This window comes from Campylobacter concisus, from assembly GCF_015679985.1.
GTDB lineage: Bacteria > Campylobacterota > Campylobacteria > Campylobacterales > Campylobacteraceae > Campylobacter_A > Campylobacter_A concisus_AC.
Genome location: NZ_CP049239.1, coordinates 577,608 through 596,318 on the forward strand (window position 1 = coordinate 577,608; position 18,711 = coordinate 596,318).

Annotated in this window: 14 protein-coding genes; 8 read left to right on the forward strand and 6 right to left on the reverse strand. The window is 38.5% G+C overall.

Annotated elements, in window-relative coordinates; all coding sequences use genetic code 11:
* Positions 1 to 52 precede the first annotated feature (52 nt).
* The 5 genes from G5B98_RS09395 to fliW form a co-directional block, all read right to left on the reverse strand.
* A complete protein-coding gene (locus G5B98_RS09395; RefSeq protein WP_232524615.1) occupies positions 53 to 292 on the reverse strand; it encodes a PulJ/GspJ family protein in 240 nt (79 codons plus the stop codon).
* A complete protein-coding gene (locus G5B98_RS02975; RefSeq protein WP_196087133.1) occupies positions 289 to 984 on the reverse strand; it encodes a type II secretion system protein in 696 nt (231 codons plus the stop codon). Before G5B98_RS02975 ends, G5B98_RS09395 begins: the two co-directional genes overlap by 4 nt.
* Positions 978 to 4,796, reverse strand: coding sequence for a hypothetical protein (locus tag G5B98_RS02980; protein WP_196087134.1), 3,819 nt, complete (start codon positions 4,794 to 4,796; stop codon positions 978 to 980). Before G5B98_RS02980 ends, G5B98_RS02975 begins: the two co-directional genes overlap by 7 nt.
* Before the next feature lie 32 nt (positions 4,797 to 4,828).
* Positions 4,829 to 5,185, reverse strand: a complete 357-nt coding sequence (locus G5B98_RS02985) for a hypothetical protein (RefSeq protein ID WP_196087135.1) — start codon at positions 5,183 to 5,185, stop codon at positions 4,829 to 4,831.
* 61 nt (positions 5,186 to 5,246) lie between these two features.
* Positions 5,247 to 5,630, reverse strand: coding sequence for a flagellar assembly protein FliW (fliW, locus tag G5B98_RS02990; RefSeq protein ID WP_054196362.1), 384 nt, complete (start codon positions 5,628 to 5,630; stop codon positions 5,247 to 5,249).
* 112 nt (positions 5,631 to 5,742) lie between these two features.
* Between fliW and G5B98_RS02995 the strand changes: the two genes are divergently transcribed.
* Both G5B98_RS02995 and lon read left to right on the forward strand, forming a co-directional pair.
* Complete coding sequence (locus G5B98_RS02995; RefSeq protein WP_107698037.1) at positions 5,743 to 6,390, forward strand: outer membrane protein assembly factor BamD; 648 nt, start codon at positions 5,743 to 5,745, stop codon at positions 6,388 to 6,390.
* A gap of 8 nt (positions 6,391 to 6,398) precedes the next feature.
* The gene (gene lon, locus G5B98_RS03000) at positions 6,399 to 8,816 is read left to right on the forward strand and encodes an endopeptidase La (RefSeq protein ID WP_196087136.1); all 2,418 of its coding nucleotides are present in this window, start codon (positions 6,399 to 6,401) and stop codon (positions 8,814 to 8,816) included.
* A gap of 648 nt (positions 8,817 to 9,464) precedes the next feature.
* On the opposite strand, the gene G5B98_RS03005 is transcribed toward lon, so the two are convergent.
* The gene (locus G5B98_RS03005) at positions 9,465 to 9,923 is read right to left on the reverse strand and encodes a methylated-DNA--[protein]-cysteine S-methyltransferase (protein WP_196087137.1); all 459 of its coding nucleotides are present in this window, start codon (positions 9,921 to 9,923) and stop codon (positions 9,465 to 9,467) included.
* Between the two features lie 128 nt (positions 9,924 to 10,051).
* On the opposite strand from G5B98_RS03005, the gene G5B98_RS03010 reads away from it, so the two are divergent.
* The 6 genes from G5B98_RS03010 to ilvA are packed head-to-tail and all read left to right on the forward strand — an operon-like array spanning position 10,052 to position 18,683.
* On the forward strand, positions 10,052 to 12,637 hold the full coding sequence (locus G5B98_RS03010) for a bifunctional aconitate hydratase 2/2-methylisocitrate dehydratase (protein ID WP_196087138.1): 2,586 nt from the start codon (positions 10,052 to 10,054) through the stop codon (positions 12,635 to 12,637).
* Positions 12,638 to 12,673: 36 nt separating this feature from the next.
* Positions 12,674 to 13,885, forward strand: coding sequence for an ankyrin repeat domain-containing protein (locus tag G5B98_RS03015; RefSeq protein WP_196087139.1), 1,212 nt, complete (start codon positions 12,674 to 12,676; stop codon positions 13,883 to 13,885).
* 8 nt (positions 13,886 to 13,893) lie between these two features.
* Positions 13,894 to 14,640 (forward strand): SDR family NAD(P)-dependent oxidoreductase, encoded by a 747-nt coding sequence (locus tag G5B98_RS03020; protein WP_196087140.1) that lies wholly within the window; start codon positions 13,894 to 13,896, stop codon positions 14,638 to 14,640.
* A 9-nt stretch (positions 14,641 to 14,649) separates the two neighbouring features.
* A complete protein-coding gene (locus G5B98_RS03025) occupies positions 14,650 to 16,344 on the forward strand; it encodes a Na+/H+ antiporter NhaC family protein (RefSeq protein WP_196087141.1) in 1,695 nt (564 codons plus the stop codon).
* Between the two features lie 2 nt (positions 16,345 to 16,346).
* Complete coding sequence (gene trmA / locus G5B98_RS03030) at positions 16,347 to 17,450, forward strand: tRNA (uridine(54)-C5)-methyltransferase TrmA (protein ID WP_196087142.1); 1,104 nt, start codon at positions 16,347 to 16,349, stop codon at positions 17,448 to 17,450.
* A 21-nt stretch (positions 17,451 to 17,471) separates the two neighbouring features.
* Complete coding sequence (ilvA, locus tag G5B98_RS03035; RefSeq protein ID WP_196087143.1) at positions 17,472 to 18,683, forward strand: threonine ammonia-lyase; 1,212 nt, start codon at positions 17,472 to 17,474, stop codon at positions 18,681 to 18,683.
* Positions 18,684 to 18,711: the final 28 nt, after the last annotated feature.

Consider the following 18,711-nt stretch of genomic DNA (forward strand, 5'->3'; position numbering starts at 1 on the left):
AATTCTAAAATTTCAAAGTCGCTACTTAAATTTACGCCACTATCATTTAGGGCTAGGTAATCTCCATTTTTTTCCTAGCGATAACGCTTTGTTTGATTCTGTGGCTAAGTAGCATTGAAATTTGCTCTAGAGCGATTTCGCTTTGTGTTTCTAGTTCGTTTATTACTTTGCTTTGAAAATAGTTTTGATATAAATTCATAAGCGTATTAAAGCTCATAAGTGAGATAACGCCAAGTACGGTGATAACTATTATTAGCTCAATTAATGTAAAAGCTTTTCTTGTTTTTTTCATTTCCATTCTTTTACACTTAGAGTACTGCTTTCACCTATATTAAAGGCATATCCATAAAGTACGCTTTTACTCTCTTTTGTAGTTCTCATAGTCGTATCTAGCTTTATTTGTAAAACGTCGTTATCGTTTAAAGGAGTGCTAACTACAAATTTATCAGCTCCATTTGTTATAGTTGGAGTCGTTTCTGTATCTATGATAAAGTCACGTTTGGTAGTGCTAGCGGTTGGTGAGATAGATTTTTGGGTATTGAAATTTTTGATAGACTTTACTTTAAAATTTACGCTTTTGATTGATTCTGGAAGCTTTGAATCACTAGGCCTTGTAGCACATGCAGATAAATTTTGCACCGGATATGCAAGTATCCTATGTCCTTCACCTTTTACACCGCTTTTTTCATAAAAATCCGGATTTGCCCCTTGATCGCAGATAATAAGAGGAAAAATTATAGCCTCTTGAGTCGTTATAGAAGATGGCATGGTATTTTTACCGGCTATTAAGACTTGATCACTAAATGGTGCTTTTAATATTAATGACATATAAGTTTTAGCATTCATTAGTCCTTCTTGCATTAAGGATTGCTCGCTTAAATTTGAAGTAGTTCTTACCGCTAGTGGCAGGCTTGCACTTACTATGGCTACTACAAGTACTGACAAGATAAGCTCTATCAATGAAAAGCCACCTCTTTTTACCACTCTATTCTCCTGTTTGTCTTGTCGCTTATATCTAGGTTACTATCACTATTAGATTTTACTCCTATAAAACCTCCAACTGCGCCGCTTGTCTTATCTTCTATGTTATTGCTCTTTAGGACTTTACCAGCCCATTCGCCATTTGGTACTAGAAAATTTAGATTGAAATTATTTGTTTCAGGCTTCTCATCAAATTCGCTATAAAGAAGCCAGCTAGGTGCTCTCATTTTAGCCACATCAGTTACCGCTGAAGGATTTCTTATAAAAATTATTTGCTCGCCATTGCTTATGCTGCTTACATCATTTCTTAAAACAGTACCGCTGTAAGTGTTTGTAAAGCTAAAGTCATGATAGTTAAGTACTCCTGCATTGTGTTTTGGATTGGTGGCCCAAAATGGTGCAGCTGGAAAGTCTTGCCACAGTTTGCCATTATCTTTCATATAGATATTTTTATTGCATCCATCGCAGTAGGCACCATAATAAATTTTGGCATAAAAACCGCTATAAAGCCCTTCATAAAATGGTGCATAAACCCTACCAAAGTAAAATTTTGCTGTTGTTTCTGTTGTTGGTTTTTCATATTTTTTTACTGTATCGGTACTATCTGACATGCCACCAAAACTAAAATCATTACTTGAAATAGTAAAAGGATTTTTGGCATGATTTACTTTTCTTTCAAAATTAAAATATACTTCACCTTTGCCTACGCCATTTACAAAAGTATTTTTCTCTACATAAAATGTTGATTTTGTGACACTTGGATCTATTGCTTTTCTAGTGTTTGAGCCAGGAATTTCAAAAAATAAAATTTCTTCATTTGCTTTTGCTAATGTGCCGGCATTACCATCATTATCTGTAAAATTTAAAGGAACTCTATCTAGCTTTATGTCAAAGTTCATATTCTTTGCATAGCAATCTTCATTATAAAGTTTTGCAGGGTCATCGTTAAACAACCTAGCAGTTACTTCAAAGTCAAGCTTTGCTTTTTGTATGCCTTCATTATCAAGGTATGTTATATCGCTATCTTTTGTTATCTTTAGCTTGCTTATTTGTATATCTTTTGGTCTAAATAAATAATCTCTATTACCTTCTAGCTTTATACTACATCCGATCCTTCCTTCTTGAGCAGTGTCTTGTGACGGATCGTTGCTAATTGAGTTTTTTACACAATCATCAGCTCTTGATGGTGTATGTTGATCAGTTGCTGTATAGTCTTTGTCTAATACATAAAAATATGTATCGCCTATATCTGAGTAAGAGAAGCCAACAGGTCCACTTGATGTGTGACGGAAAATTTTACCCAATGCTTTATTTGGATCGTTAAAATCTACGCTTAGTTTGTTCTCGCTCTCTATAATGCTAGGATCGCAAGTCGCACTATATGCTGGTACAAGTTTTATCTCTCCATTTGAGCCACTTATGTTATTTATATAACCATTTGCTAAGCCACTATCAAGAGGTTTCATAGCTGCAAGAGCAATGTTATTATAAACTTTGCCGCCTATTAAAACATTGTTATTATTGATCGTATTCTTGTCAGTATCCCATAGCCTAAAGTGACTTGGCCTTATGGCAAAATCATCTAATTTTTCGCATTCAACTTTTGTAGTATTTGTCACTGGGTCAAGATGAGAAATTCTAAATTTTACGCTTTTATAGGCTCTGTCAATACTAATGCCTGACAACAAAATATCAGTTACACCATTAAATGTTATATCTTGTTCATATAAATTTGTTGGAGCACTGCAAGACTCGACCAACTCTACTTTTACATCTACTGGGGCATCTGGTACTTTTTTGTTGCCATCTGTATCATAGTTCGTGATATAGACATTAAATGGCGTAGAAACGATTTTAGTTAGAAGTCTATTTTTAAATTTAGTTTTAAAAGCTGCCGAGCCATCGTCTTGTCTATTGCTTGCGACGAAATTATTTGGACTGGCACTAACGCCTAAAGTAATGTTGTAATTTTGATTGCTACATCTTCTTATGTATGTGTCATAGGGCTGTAAATTTATATCAGCATTTGCGACTGTGGCTTTGTAACTATTTGGCTCAAATTTAGACTTAAGGGTAGTTTCATATATGGCATAAGCGTAGTTGCCTTGATGAATTAGCATTTCTCCACCCTTATTTGCAGCCGCACCTTGTCCTAAATAAAAAGTTAAGTCATTTCCGCTTAATTGCTGCAAGCCTGTGTTGTCGTTATAGTGTACCTGTCCTGACATAGTAAGCAGATCACTAGGCCCTTGTGATGCTTTATCTGCGTAAATGTAAGTTGAGTTTGGATTATAAATTTGGCTTGGATCTATTGTAGCTTTTAGTGCAAAGTCTTGGGCAGCTTCATTTGTATTATTTGTAACTTCAACGAAAGTTTTTAAAATAGTATTTGCTGGCACTACCGTCGGAGTATTTTCTTGCACCTTTGTAAAAGTACTATCGCTAGGTTTTTTTGCATAAATATATTCCATATAGCAAACATCTGGTTTATATATACGGGTAGAAAAGCCTACCATGGCCAAATTTATACGGTCAGCGCTTACAACATTAGCACTGCCTGAATTTTTAATTGTTGTAACTGTAAATTTTATATCTGCTTCTTTTTGGGAATGTGACATTTTATCTGATATATCAAATATATCTAAGTCTGCTTGAGAGTGAAATTTTTTGCCTGGATTTATAGGTTGTCCAAATTTTGTCATGGTTGAGTTAAATTGATCACCTTTTGCATTGTATTTGCTGGTTATACTCAGATAGCTACCTTCGTTTTCTATTTCAATATTCTCACCTTTTGTTTCTGGCTTTCCGCCAAAAGAAAACATTGTAAGCGTAGCATTTATATCGCCTGCCTTTGGTGTATAGATATTTTCAAATTTTACATCTATGGTTGAGCTCTTTACAGTACCAAATGGATCGCTTGACTTCATCCAGTCCGCCGCAAGTCTTTCTAGTCCATCAAATATACTAACAAGCTTTGGCTCTATATTGTTTGCTGCAGCGGTTTTATCATCAAAGTCATAAATGATGACCAAACTCCAAGCCGCAAATTGTGGTGCGATGGATTGTATCCAGTAGCCATTTTGCCCTTGAACTGGTGAGAACAGCAGTGTGCCGTATGTTTTTTTTAGTTTTCTATTAGTGGAATTGTTTACCTTATATATGCCATCATTTGGGTCTATAAAATCATCACTAAAGGGAATCGTAGTTGATCTGATATTACCGGCATAAAATGTCCTATCTGACTCACTAGTACCAAGAGAATCTCTAACTATATCTGTTACATCAGCGCTTGCTACATATTGGTAGTTTATTCCAGCTTTTACATAGTAGCTATTGGACTCGTTTTGATTATATGATTCAAGAGTCATTGATTTTGGTTTATACTCACTAAATGAGCCAAACCAAAAGACATCTTTTGGATCAGCATCTATTGTGATTGCATTTTTTCCAGGAGCTTTAAAATCAATCCTGCTATATCCTTTTATGTAATTTAGAGCATTTGTATATAAATTTGTTTTAATGGCCCAGTTTTGATAAAGAGAGCCACCCCAGTAAAGCCTGGCATAGACTACGTTTTTGCCTTTTAAATTATTTTGTATAAAGGTATTTTTCTCACTAAAATCAAATGTGGAAGAGGATGAATTTTGACAATAAGGATACTTGCTAGGATTATAAATATATGTTTTTTGGCAAAGCGTGTAATTACTAGACGTAAAGCCACCATCATTTAAAAATATTCTATCGGCGGTAGATGATGTTTTTGTTACGTTAGATGGATCTGGAACAAAATTATATCCAGCGTATTGTGGAATCATAATAGTAGCACCAATGGTAGCTATATCTCCATTTACTCTGGTATTTGATTTCCATTTATTGATCTTTGTTTTAAGCCTTTAGAGTGATCATCCCACATACCTATTAATGATCGTTGATTCCATGGAGAAAATTGCTCAACGTAAATATGATAGTGATCTTGTGCTAAGCCTGAAGAAAAGCTATTGGTGTCTATCGTCCAGGTTCTATCAGATTTTCTTATGCAATGTGGGATATTTTTAGAAGAGTTGTCTTGATACTCTTCAGCGTCTATAAAGCAAGAATAATTTGCACCACTACAACCTATAGATGCTGCTTCTGCTGTCGTACAAGCTCTGGGTGCACAAAAACCAAACGTGACAATAAAACAGAGTAAGTATGCTATCTTCACAACAAATCCTCTAAATAACAATAAAAAAATCTATCCTTAGATTTTTAAAAGCTTTTAGCTACTATTTTTGTATAAAATTTTCTATCATTTCAGCTTGTCCGTACTGAGGATATTTGGCAATGTCTAAAACGACTTGGGATAAGGTCATATTGTCCATATTGCAAACGATAGGAGCTATAAAATTTACAGTTGATTTTTCAAGCGGGAGTGCAACAACGATAATGTTATAAATTCTGAGTTGAGAGCTTTCTTTAATCTCCATAAGATCTTCATAATAGCTTGGAATATCGAATTCGTAGCTTCTTAATGCAAAAGGATTTATCATTGTAAAAGATGTCTCATCATCTTTGCTTGCTAGCTTAACAAAAAATTTATCAAGTTCAATTAACTCCATCGTCTTGATATGCTCAAAGCCTAAAATAGGGCTTTTAACACTAAAAATCATACTAACTCCTATTTTGTAAAGTTGCCGTATTTTATCATAGTTTTAAAAAATTTATACAAAAATAATAGCAAAAAATGTAGAATACGAGGATTTAAACTTTTTAAGGAAAAGCATGAAAAGATTTTCTAAATTTCTAGCAGTTATAGCTCTTTTGGGGCTTTTTAGTGGTTGTGCTGAAAAATATACCGAGCTTTACAATCTAACCCCCGATGAGTGGTATGCTCAGGTTATCGCTGATATAAAAGACGGTGATCTTGAAGCGGCCGATAAACACTATGTTTCAATGGCAAGTGAACACGTAGCAAGCCCACTTTTGGAGCAAATTTTACTTATCCTTGCCCAAGCTCACGCAAATGATGAAGAGTATCTAATGGCAAATCACTATCTTGACGAGTACATCAAAAGATATGGTGACAACGGCCCAAAAACAGAGTTTGCTCAGTATCTAAAGATAAAAGCAAATTTTGACTCATTTACTCAGCCAAACCGCAACCAAAAGCTTATGGAAGATAGCGTAACAGAGATCGAGAAATTTCTTTATATGTATCCAAATACTGAATATAAGCCACTTATTGAGACTATGCTTATTAAATTCAAACTTGCGCTTTACTTCCTAGATATGCAAATAGCTGATCTTTACAATAGGACTGGTCGTGATGTTTCGGCCAAAATTTACGAGCAAAAACTTGAAGAGTCACCGTTTAGAAATTCTGACCTTATCAAGCCTGATGTAGCATGGTATAGAAAACTGTTTGAATAGGAGAAATTTTGCAAATAAACGAAAATAAAGGCTTCCCAACTGAAATTCCTATTATCGTTGAGGACGAGCTATTTTTATATCCATTTATGATAACTCCGCTTTTTTTAAGCGATGATGAAAATTTAAAAGCACTTGAACTTGCCATACAAGAAGAGACTCCGATCCTTGTGGTGCCTACAAAGCCTCAGCAAGACGGCGCTAGAGACTTTGACGGCATATATGACGCAGGCGTAATCGGCACGATAATGCGCCGTGTGCCATTACCTGACGGACGCGTGAAGGTGCTATTTCAGGGCATCGACAAAGGCAAAATTTTAAAACAATCAGGCATAAACCCACTCCGTGGCATCGTCGATATGCTTCATGTCAAACGTCCATCACAGGTTAAAACTGATGCACTAATCGTAGTTTTAAGAGAAAAAGTAAGAGAGCTTTCGCAGTTTAGCCATTTTTTCCCGCCTGATCTTTTAAAAACGATAGAAGAGAGCGCTGAGGCGATCAGGGTTTGCGATCTCGTCTCAAGTGCACTTCGCTTAAAAAAACAGATCGCATATAGCTTTTTTGTCGAGGAAAATTTAGAGCAACGCCTACTAAAGCTCATCGACTATGTTATCGAAGAGATCGAGGCAAATAAGCTTCAAAAAGAGATAAAAAATAAAGTCCATTCAAAGATCGATAAGACAAACAAAGAGTACTTTTTAAAGGAGCAGTTAAAGCAAATCCAAGCTGAGCTTGGAGCGGATACGAGCCGTGAAGAGGAGCTTGAAGAGTACCGCAAAAAGCTTGATGCGAAGAAGAAATTTATGGCTGAGGACGCCTATAAAGAGATCAAAAAACAAATAGATAAGCTTTCTCGCATGCACCCAGACTCAGCAGACGCAAATACCTTGCAAAGCTATCTTGACTGGGTTTTAGAAATTCCATTTGAAAATGTAGCTAAGAAAAAGTCATCCATCAGCGAAGTGAGCAAGCATCTAAATGCCGATCACTACAGCTTGGAGAAGCCAAAAGAGCGCATCGAGGAGTATTTTGCTTTGCGTGAGCTTTTGGAGCTTAGAGGCGTTGGCGAAAAGGTAAATAATGGCGCTATTTTATGCTTTGCAGGCCCTCCAGGCGTAGGTAAAACTAGCCTCGCAAACTCGATCGCAAAGGCGCTAAAGCGTGAACTAGTTAGGATCGCACTTGGCGGACTTGAGGACGTAAACGAGCTAAGAGGCCACCGCCGCACCTACATAGGTGCTATGCCAGGCCGCATTGTGCAAGGGCTCATAGAAGCCAAGCAGATGAACCCAGTGGTTGTTTTAGACGAGATCGACAAGGTTGGAAGAAGCTACAGAGGCGATCCGACCGCGGTTTTACTTGAAATTTTAGACCCAGAGCAAAATAATAAATTTAGAGACTACTACCTAAATTTCAACATCGATCTTAGTAAGATCATCTTCATCGCTACAGCAAATGACGTGAGCATGATCCCAGCCGCACTTCGCGACAGGATGGAGTTTATCGAGCTTAGCTCATACACTCCACAAGAGAAATTTGAGATCGCTAAGAAATATCTCTTGCCTCAGGAGCTTAAAAAACACGGACTAAAACCAAGTGATGTGAGCATCAGCAAAGAGGCACTTGAGCTAATAATCAGCGACTATACAAGAGAGAGTGGTGTGAGAAATTTACGCCGTAGGATCGCTGATATATTAAGAAAAGTCGCTAAAAATATCCTTACCAAGAAAAGTGAGGGCAAGATCAGTGTCACAGCTAAAAATTTGAAAGAATTTTTAGAGAAAAAGGTTTATGAGATCGAGCCAGCGGATAAAAAAGATCAGATAGGTCTAGTAAATGGCCTCGCGTGGACTAGTGTCGGTGGTGACGTGCTAAGGATCGAGGCTATCAGGATCCAGGGTAAAGGCAGTATGCAAATCACCGGTCAGCTAGGTGACGTGATGAAGGAGAGCGCTCAGATCGCATTTAGTGTTGTTAAAGTGCTAATAGACAACAAAAAAATAAAAGTACCGATGACTATCGTGCCAAAACTAGATGACGATAAGCGTAAGCTTGAAGCTAGCGATGTTTATAGACGCTACGACCTTCACTTGCACGTGCCAGAGGGTGCTGTACCAAAAGACGGCCCAAGTGCTGGCATCACGATGGCAACCGCGATCGCATCGATACTAACTGATACAAAAGTAAGACACGACATCGCAATGACTGGCGAGATCACGCTAACTGGCAGGGTTTTACCTATTGGCGGACTAAAAGAAAAGCTTATAGCCGCTCACAAAGCTGGCATCAAAACAGCTCTTATACCTCGTAAAAATTATGACCGCGACCTTGTCGATATCCCAGCCGAAGTAAAAGCTGATATGAAGATCATCGCCGTTGATACGATCGATGATGTGCTAAAAAACGCTCTTGCAGCTAAAAAATAATCCTTACTCTAGCCCCATTTTCTCTCACTCGGGGCTAGTAAAATTTATAAATTTTGACGATCCTAAAATCCAAGCAAAAAGCCATATAACACATAAAAGCAATTAATAATTTAAACATTATAAGCACATGCAGCACACTAGAGAAAAATAAATTTTAAAATTTATGAGTGAGCATATCATACTTCCAAATTCAGTGACAAGCAAATAATGAAACCTGAATTTGGTAAGTCGCTAAGACAAGTGAGTAAAGTTTTAAAATTTGTAAATTTGCTTTATTAAATCAAGTGAGTGTCAAGTAAATTTTAAAATTTCATAAACGAGTGATTTTGGCTCTAAAATCTGAGCTAAGCAGTAAGTGAATTCAGATTTTAGTAGTCAGCTCTTGCAAGTGAATGAAGTTTTAAAATTTGTAAAGACGGCTTGATTAAATTTGTAAATTCCTTTTTATTCAAAAGAGAGACAAGAGGACTCAAATTACTAGGCCGTCCTCTTATCTTCCTTATTTAAATCTGCTAAATCACTCACGTTCAAGATGTATACAATGGCGCTAAAGCACTGCATGTGTTTCAAATACTCTGATAAATTTTAAAAATGTTCGCTTATAAATTTTAAAATTTGATGGACTTTTATTTTGCTGTAAATTTTTAACTATTTATGCTTTGCTTCATGCTCTAAAAGCCAAATTTTAGTTGGCAGGCCTTCGCCGCCCGAGTAGCCACCAAGCCCACTGCTAGCTAGCACTCTGTGACAAGGGACGATGATAGGCACTGGATTTTTAGCATTGGCTGATCCTGCTGCTCGGTAGGCATTTTTGTGACCTGTGGCAAGTGCTAGAGCTGCGTATGTGGTCGTTTCTCCGTATGGTACTTTTTGTAAAGCCTCGTAAATTTTTGCTCTAAAATTAGTTGTTTTTATATCAAGTTTTGTGCTGAAAGTTTTAAGCCTGCCTTCAAAATATGCTTTTAGCTCATCGAGGCAAAGCCTTAAATTTTCATCTTTTACAACAATTTTTTCAAATTTATCTACAAAATTTATCTCACAAATTCCATTTTTACTGGCAACGATCTCTAAAATTCCAATGGGCGATTTTAGGTAAGCTTTTGACACATTTGCTCCTTGAAATTTGAAAATTTGGGCAAATTTTACTTTAGTTTGTTTTGCTTTTTGATAAAATGCAAGCAAAACTAGCGATTTTTAGACTAAAAATAACGAGCAAAAAACCACAAAGGAATTTTATGAGCTTTTTTACCGACTACGAAAAACACGCAAGCGAGCGAGAAAAAGATGGCGTGCCACCGCTTGCACTAAATGCCAAGCAAACAAGCGAAATTTGCGAGCTAATAAAGCTTGCCAGCAAGTCTAGTGGCGACGAAAAGGCACAAAGCGAGCTAAAATTTCTTATAAATTTGCTTGAAACTCGTATCAATCCTGGCGTTGACGATGCAGCGAAGATAAAAGCAAACTTTCTTGGTGAAGTGATAGATGGACTTGCTGTTAACGGCCTTGACGCGATGCGTGCTATTAAAATTTTAGGCAAGATGCTTGGTGGATATAACGTGGAAATTTTAGTGCGAGCTCTAAAAAATAGCGATGAAAATATCGCGCATGCTGCGGCAAATGAGCTAAAAAATATCATCCTGGTGCATGAATATTTTGACGAGATAGTAAAACTAAGTAGCAACAATAAATTTGCAAAAGATGTACTTGCTTCTTGGGCAAATGCGGAGTGGTTTACGCATAAAAAGCCAATCGAAACCTGTATAGACGCAGTCGTTTTTAAGGTACCAGGTGAAACAAATACTGATGACCTAAGTCCAGCGAGCGAGGCCTATACAAGGGCTGACATACCACTTCACGCAAAAGCAATGCTTGTTAAAAAGATGCCTGAGGGTCTAGAAATTTTAAAAGAACTTAAAACTCGTGGTAAAAAAGTTGCGTATGTTGGCGACGTGGTTGGCACTGGCAGCAGCAGAAAGAGCGGTATAAACTCGATCCAGTGGCATTTGGGCGATGAGATCGAGGGTGTGCCAAACAAAAAAACGGGCGGCATCGTGATCGGCACTACCATAGCTCCTATATTTTTTAATACCGCTGAAGACAGCGGTGCACTGCCAATAGTTGCAAACGTAAATGAGCTTGAGATGGGCGATGAGATAGAAATTTATCCATTTAAGGGTGAAATTTATAAGTTTATTGGCAGCGAGAAAAAACTCGTGGCAAATTTCAAACTAAACCCAAATACTCTAAGCGATGAGATAAGAGCGGGTGGCAGGATACCTTTGATGATAGGTAGGCAAGTCACCAAAAAGGCTAGAGAGGCCTTGGAGCTTGGCGAGGAGCAAATTTTTATAAAGCCAGATCAGCCAAAAGAGCAGAGCGGTGGCTATACGCTGGCTCAAAAGATGGTCGGCAAGGCTTGTGGCAAGGCTGGCGTTAGAGCTGGGGCTTATGTGGAGCCAGAAATTTTAACTGTTGGCTCGCAAGATACGACTGGGCCGATGACTAGAGATGAGATAAAAGAGCTTGCTAGCCTTAGTTTTGGGGCGGATTTTGTTCTGCAAAGCTTTTGCCACACGGCCGCCTATCCAAAGCCAAGTGATCTTGTGATGCATGAGAGCTTGCCAAAATTTATAAATTTACGTGGTGGCGTGAGCCTAAAACCAGGTGATGGCGTCATCCACTCGTGGCTAAACCGCATGGTCTTGCCTGATACGGTGGGCACTGGCGGCGATAGTCACACGAGATTTCCTATTGGTATCAGCTTTCCAGCGGGCAGCGGCCTAGTGGCGTTTGCAGCGGTGCTTGGCATGATGCCGCTAAATATGCCAGAGTCAGTTTTAATAAAATTTAAAGGCGAGCTAAAAGAGGGCGTGACGCTTCGTGATCTTGTCAATGCGATACCTTATTTTGCTATCAAAAAAGGGCTTTTAAGTGTTGAAAAGAAAAACAAAAAGAACATTTTTGCAGGTAAAATTTTAGAGATAGAAGGGCTTGAGAATCTAAAAGTAGAGCAGGCGTTTGAGCTAAGTGACGCTTCGGCTGAACGCTCGGCCGCGGCTTGTGTGGTAAATTTAGGCGTTGATAGCGTTGTGGAGTACGTTCGCTCAAATGTTGCGCTAATTGACGCGATGATAAAAGCTGGTTATGAGAGCCGTGAGACCCTGCTTAGACGAAAAGAAAAAATGCAAAAATGGCTTGAAAATCCGACTCTTTTAAGAGCCGACAAGGACGCAAGATATGCTGAAATTTTAGAGATCGATTTGTCGCAGATAGATGAGCCGATTTTGGCTTGTCCAAATGACCCAGACGATGTGGCAACACTAAGTGAAATTTTAGCTGATAACAAAAGAGTGCACAACATCGACGAGGTCTTTGTAGGTAGCTGTATGACAAATATCGGCCATTACAGGGCGCTTGCTAGAATTTTGGAGCATGAGAGCAAGCTTACAACTAGGCTTTGGATCGCACCGCCAACAAAGATGGATAAAAGCACGCTTGAAGATGAGGGCGTTTATGAAATTTTTAAAAGATTAAATGCGAGGACAGAGGTGCCAGGTTGTTCGCTTTGTATGGGCAATCAAGCAAGAGTAAACGACAATGCAGTGGTGTTTTCTACATCAACTAGAAATTTTGATAACAGAATGGGCATGGGTGCGAAGGTCTATCTAGGAAGTGCCGAGCTAGCCGCCGTTTGTGCTCTGCTTGGGCGTTTACCAAGCGTAGATGAATATAAAAAGATAGTAAAAGATAGTCTTAGCTTAAATAAAGATGAAATTTATAAATATCTAAATTTTAATGAAATAAGCGAGTTTAGTATATAAATTTGTTACAATATCGCGAAATTTTAAGGAGCTTTGATGAAAAAAGTAGTTTTTTTTCTCTTTTTTAGCGTTTGTTCTTTGGTAAATTTACACTCTTTAGAGTGCAGTGATCTTGCCAAAAAAGAGAGCTTTAAAACTACTCCAAACGATCTTGCTTACGCGAATGAAGGGCTATTTTACTGTGATGGCTCGCTTTTAAATTTAAAAGAAGTAAAAGAGCTTTTTGATGCGAGTGTGGCTGTTAGAAGTGAGTCTCAAAGCTGCGTTGGTGATAGAGTTTATAAAGAAAATTTAAACAAGCTTAGATGGCTTTTGCTAAAAGCGTCATTCGCACCTGAGCTTTATCAAAAAGAGCTTGCAAAGCCAGAGATTGCTGAGGGTGAAAAAGACGCTAGAATGGAGTATCTTAGATACTGGGCAAACGAGAGCTTGTTTAATTTTTTAAAATATAAAAAATTTTTAGAAGCTTATAAAAATGCTCAAACTCCGCTTGTAAAATTTTATGAAAGCCTGGGACTTGATACGGCAAGTGCTGCTTACTACGCAACTAGCGTGGTAAATGAGTTTTTGACTTTTGGTGTTGGTAAAAATGTAAATAAAGCTAAAATTTTAACACCTGAGCAAAGTATGATGGCTCAAAGGATAAATTCCGATGAGCTAGCAAATTTACTTTACTCAAAAAATTTCAGTACCGCTGAGCTTACAAATTTGCTTAATATCGCACTTTTAAACGAAAAAAGTAGCGATATGATAAAAGAGATTATAAGGCGTGGGGCCGATGTGAATTTGGGCGATGAGACGCCGCTATTTTTTGCTTTAAAAAATATAGAAAACGTAAAAATTTTACTTGCAAATAAGGCCGATGTAAATCACAAAAATTTCTTTGGGAAAAGTGTACTTTTTTATGCTGTGCAGTTTAGCGATAAGCCACTTTGTGAGCTTTTGCTAAAAAATGGTGCCAATGCCAACGAGAGCTATATAGATGAAAATGCCAAGATGAATATGATAAATTTGGGTGTGACGCAAGTTGAAGATACATGCGGTCTAGAGCATACGAACAGAAGCGTTTTTATGCATGCAGCAGCTCACGCAACGCCAGAAATTTTAAAGCTTTTGATAGATAGTGGCGCTGATATAAACGCGACTGATGACGCTGGATTTAACGCGCTTGACTATGCCATGAAAGAACAAAACGAAAAGACAATCAAATTTTTAGAAAATTTGGGTTTAAAACCAAATTTCAATTAGGAAAAATCATGAAAAAGACAGCTTTTGTAACCGGTGCAACATCTGGATTTGGCGAGGCGATCGCCAGAAGACTCTCAAAAGAGGGCTACAAGATAGTCGCTCTTGCAAGGCGAGAAGATAGGCTAAAGAAGCTTGCAAGCGAGCTTGGTGATACACATATCATCGTAGCTGACATACGCGACAAAGAGGCTGTTTTTAAAGCGGTCGAGAGCCTGCCTAATAAATTTAAGGATATCGAAGTGCTTGTAAACAACGCTGGCATGGCGCTTGGACTTGAGAAGACGATAGATGCGAAGGTGGAGGACTTTGAGGCGATGATAGACACCAACGTCAAGGGTCTCATCTACTCGACAAAGGCGGTTTTGCCGCTACTTTACAAACAGGAAAAGGGCTATATATTTAATCTCGGATCGACAGCTGGCTCATGGCCATATCCTGGAAGCAACGTTTACGGCGCTACAAAGGCCTTTGTGAAGCAGTTTAGCCTAAATTTAAGAAACGATCTAGTTGGTACAAATATCAGGGTGACAAACATCGAGCCGGGGCTTTGTAAGACTGAATTTAGTGAGGTTAGATTTAGAGGAGATAAGGCAAAGGCGGATAGTCTTTATGAAAATACAAATTTCATCACATCTGAGGATATTGCGACTATTTTGGTAAATTGTCTAAATATGCCTGGAAGTGTCAATATAAACAGGGTCGAAGTCATGGCAAATACGCAGACTTGGGCTGGGCTTGCGATAGAAAAATTTTAAGGAGTTCTTGTGAGACTAATTTTATTATTACTTTTTTTTAGCGTTGCGCTTTTTGGTGTCGATCCAGAAGTGGCAAAGAGAAACGCTGAAATTTATGGCGTATTCACTCTTATACCACCTGTTGTGGCAATAGCACTTGCTTTTATCACAAAAGACGTCATCTTGTCGCTATTTATAGGTGTTTTTAGCGGAACATTTCTCATAAATATCATCAATGAAAACATCTTTATGGGTATCGTAAAAGGCTTTACAGGTATCGTTTCAAGGGTCGTTGAATCAATGGCTGATAAGACTGACTCAGGAATTTTACTTCAAGTGCTTTGTATCGGTGGTGTGGTCGCACTTATCACAAAAATGGGTGGTACAAAGGCGGTTGCTCTTTGGCTTAGCAAAAAGGCAAAAAGCGGCATTTCAGCTCAAATTTCAACGTGGCTGATGGGAATTTTTGTATTTTTTGATGACTATGCAAATGCTCTAATAGTAGGCCCTATAATGAGACCAATAAGCGATAAATTTAAAATAAGCCGCGAAAAGCTAGCTTTTATTATAGATGCTACCGCAGCACCGATCGCTGGTATTGCTATCATCTCAACATGGGTTGGTCTTGAGGTTTCACTCATTGAAAAGGGCTATGAGCTAGTTGGAGAGACTGGAATTAACGCTTATTCTATATTTATCGAGACAATTCCATATAGATTTTACAACCTCTTCATCTTATTTTTTATAGTCTGTACAGCCTTGATGCAGCGTGAATACGGACCAATGCTATTAGCTGAAAGACGTGCTAGAAGAGGCGAGCTTCACTCAGGTAAAACTCAAATCCAAGATCTTGAAGATAAAACACTTGAGCCAAAAGAGGGCGTAAAATTAAGTGCTGCAAATGCTGTTGTGCCACTTCTTGTGCTGGTCATTGGCGCATTTACTAGTTTTTACTTTAGTGGTCTTGCTGCACTTGAGGGCGATGCTCTTAAAAATGCACTCGCTAATCCACTTTCATTTTCTACATTTAAAGATACTTTTGGCGCAGCAGACTCAGCTACATCGCTATTTCAAGCAGCGTTACTTGCTAGTATCGTAGCTATCACAATGGGCGTTTGGCGTAAAATTTTTGACGTAAAAGAGGCTATCAGCACATGGGTAAAGGGCTGGAAGACTATGATAATTACGGTTGTGATTTTACTTCTTGCGTGGAGCCTTAGTGCTGTTATCAAAGAGCTTGGCACATCAAGATATTTGGTTGATCTATTAAGCTCTTCAACACCTAAATTTATCCTGCCAGTTGCTGTTTTTATCCTTGGTTCATTTATTAGCTTTTCGACTGGAACAAGCTACGGCACGATGGGAATTTTAATGCCTCTAGCTATCCCACTAGCTTACGCTGTTGGTAAAAACTACGGACTAGAGGGTGATGCGATGCATGCATATATGATCGTAAATATCTCAGGCGTACTTACAGGTGCGATCTTTGGCGATCACTGCTCACCGATCTCGGATACTACGATACTTTCATCAATGGGTGCAGGATGTAATCATATCGATCACGTATCGACTCAAATGGTCTATGCACTTAGCGTTTGTGCAGTTTGTGTGCTAGTTGGCTACTTACCGGTTGCACTTGGTCTTAGTGTTTGGATCGCGCTTCCTTGCGGTTTTTTAGCGATTTGGGCGCTAGTTAGATTTGTTGGAAAGAAAGTAGAAGCATAAATTTGGATTGCAATTATTTAAAAGAGTGCGGCTCTTGCACTCTTTTTGCCCCTTATGATGAGCAAATTTTATTTAAAACTGACCTTGTAAAACAAAATTTTTCAGAGTTTTATGATGGCGAGTTTGATATTTTTAGCTCAACGCCAAAACACTACCGCACAAGAGCTGAGTTTGGCATCTGGCACGAAGGCAGCAAGCTTAGCTACACGATGCATGCAAGTGAAAAGGGCAAAAAGGTCTTTATAGATGATTGTCCAAAGGTTTGCGAGCAAATTTCAGAGCTTATGCCAAGCTTGCTTTATAACTTACAAGAGATTGAAATACTACGCGCAAAGCTTTTTGGAGTGGAATTTATATCTTGTAAAAGCGGTGTTTTAGTCACGCTTCTTTATCATAAAAGGCTTGATGGCGAGTTTGAAGCGGCTATGAAAATTTTAGCTAACAAGCTTGATGTCACTATACTTGCCAGATCTCGCGGGCAAAAGCTACTAAGTGGTGAGCTAAATTTGATCGATGAGCTAGATGTTGGTGGTGAAATTTATAAATTTAGCCTAAGTGAGAATGCCTTTATCCAGCCAAATAGAGCCGTAAATGAAAAGATGATAGCTTGGGCAAAAGAGTGTGTGCAAGGCGGTGCTGACCTTCTTGAGCTCTACTGCGGACATGGAAATTTTACTATTCCGCTTTCGTTTAAATTTAACAATGTACTTGCCACTGAAATTTCAAAGAGCTCGATCGCAAATGCCCTTAAAAACTGCGAACTAAACAAAGCTAAAAATATCAAATTTCTGCGTATGGACGCTGATGAGCTTATGAGCGCATTTGCTGGCGTTAGGGAATTTAATAGGCTCAAGAATATAAATTTAAGCGATTTTAACTTCTCTCATGTTCTTGTCGATCCACCCCGTGCAGGACTAAGCGAAAGTGTTGTAAATTTCATCAAAAATTTTAAAAATATCATCTATATATCGTGCAATCCAGAGACTCTAAAAGAAAATTTAAAAGAGCTTTGTAAAAGCCATGAAGTGATAAAATTTGCCATTTTTGATCAGTTTGCAAACACTCATCACATCGAGTGTGGCGTGCTACTAAGGGCAAAAGAATAATTTAAAAAAGGAAAAATAAAAATGGTTTCACTAAATAAAATTATCCAAGCAAAGATTACGATCGGTCATTTTGTAAATAAAACTCCATTTGCTCTGAGTGCAAAACTTAGCAAAAATTTGGGAGCAAGTATCTATCTAAAAGAGGAAAATTTACAGCGAACCGGCGCATATAAGATAAGAGGCGCATACAATAAAATAGCTAGCCTAAGTGATGAGGAGAGAAAGCGTGGTGTCGTGGCTGCAAGTGCTGGCAACCACGCTCAAGGTGTAGCTATAAGCGCAAAAGAATTTGGCGTACACGCTTGTATCATCATGCCAGAATCAACCCCGCTTCTAAAGGTTGCTGGTACGAAAGACCTTGGTGCAGAGGTTATTTTAAAAGGTGATAATTTTGACGAGGCGTACGCTTTTGCAGTTAATTATGCCAAAGATAAGGGTATGACCTTTGTTCATCCATTTAACGACGAGTACGTCATGGCGGGGCAGGGCACTGTTGGGCTTGAGATGCTTGATGAGATAAGCGATCTTGATATAGTCATCGTCCCAGTTGGCGGCGGTGGGCTAGCTAGTGGTGTGGCTAGTTGTATAAAGCAGGTCAATCCAAAGACAAAAGTAATCTGTGTCGGCGCAAAAGGCGCTCCAGCTATGTTTAATAGCTACGGTGCTAGAAAAAGCATAAATTCAAAATCAGTCCGCACCATAGCTGATGGTATTGCTGTGCGTGATGCGAGCGAGATCACGTTAGCAAATATTATTGAGTGTGTTGATGAGTTTGTGCAGGTTGATGACGAGGAGATCGCAACTGCGATTTTGTTTTTGCTAGAGACTCAAAAGATCGTTGTAGAAGGAGCTGGTGCAGCTGGCGTGGCAGCACTTATGCATGATAAAATCAAATTTAAAAAAGGTGCAAAGATAGGCGTGGTGCTAAGTGGTGGAAATATCGACGTACAAGTACTTTCTATCATCATTGAAAAGGGTCTTATCAAGTCTCACCGCAAGATGACACTTCAAATCACACTTGTGGATAAGCCAGGAGCGCTCATGAGTCTAACAGATAGCTTAAAATCAGCAAACGCAAACATTGTGAAGATCGACTACGATCGCTTCTCGACAAGGCTTGATTATGGTGATGCAAGTATTACTATCACACTTGAGACAAAGGGTCTTGAGCATCAAGAAAAGATCAAAGAAGTGCTTACTAAAAACGGTTTTTCTTTCACTCAACTATTTTAATTTAATGGCTCGCTACTATTTAAAGTAG

Bases quoted from the DNA above. Each gene is read 5' to 3' on its own strand.
- ilvA (WP_196087143.1), top strand. From the start codon at position 17,472: ATGGTTTCACTAAATAAAATTATCCAAGCAAAGATTACGATCGGTCAT.
- G5B98_RS02995 (WP_107698037.1), top strand. From the start codon at position 5,743: ATGAAAAGATTTTCTAAATTTCTAGCAGTTATAGCTCTTTTGGGGCTT.
- G5B98_RS09395 (WP_232524615.1), bottom strand. From the start codon at position 292: ATGAAAAAAACAAGAAAAGCTTTTACATTAATTGAGCTAATAATAGTT.
- G5B98_RS02980 (WP_196087134.1), bottom strand. From the start codon at position 4,796: ATGATTCCACAATACGCTGGATATAATTTTGTTCCAGATCCATCTAAC.
- fliW (WP_054196362.1), bottom strand. From the start codon at position 5,630: ATGATTTTTAGTGTTAAAAGCCCTATTTTAGGCTTTGAGCATATCAAG.
- G5B98_RS03020 (WP_196087140.1), top strand. From the start codon at position 13,894: ATGAAAAAGACAGCTTTTGTAACCGGTGCAACATCTGGATTTGGCGAG.
- G5B98_RS03010 (WP_196087138.1), top strand. From the start codon at position 10,052: ATGAGCTTTTTTACCGACTACGAAAAACACGCAAGCGAGCGAGAAAAA.
- G5B98_RS03015 (WP_196087139.1), top strand. From the start codon at position 12,674: ATGAAAAAAGTAGTTTTTTTTCTCTTTTTTAGCGTTTGTTCTTTGGTA.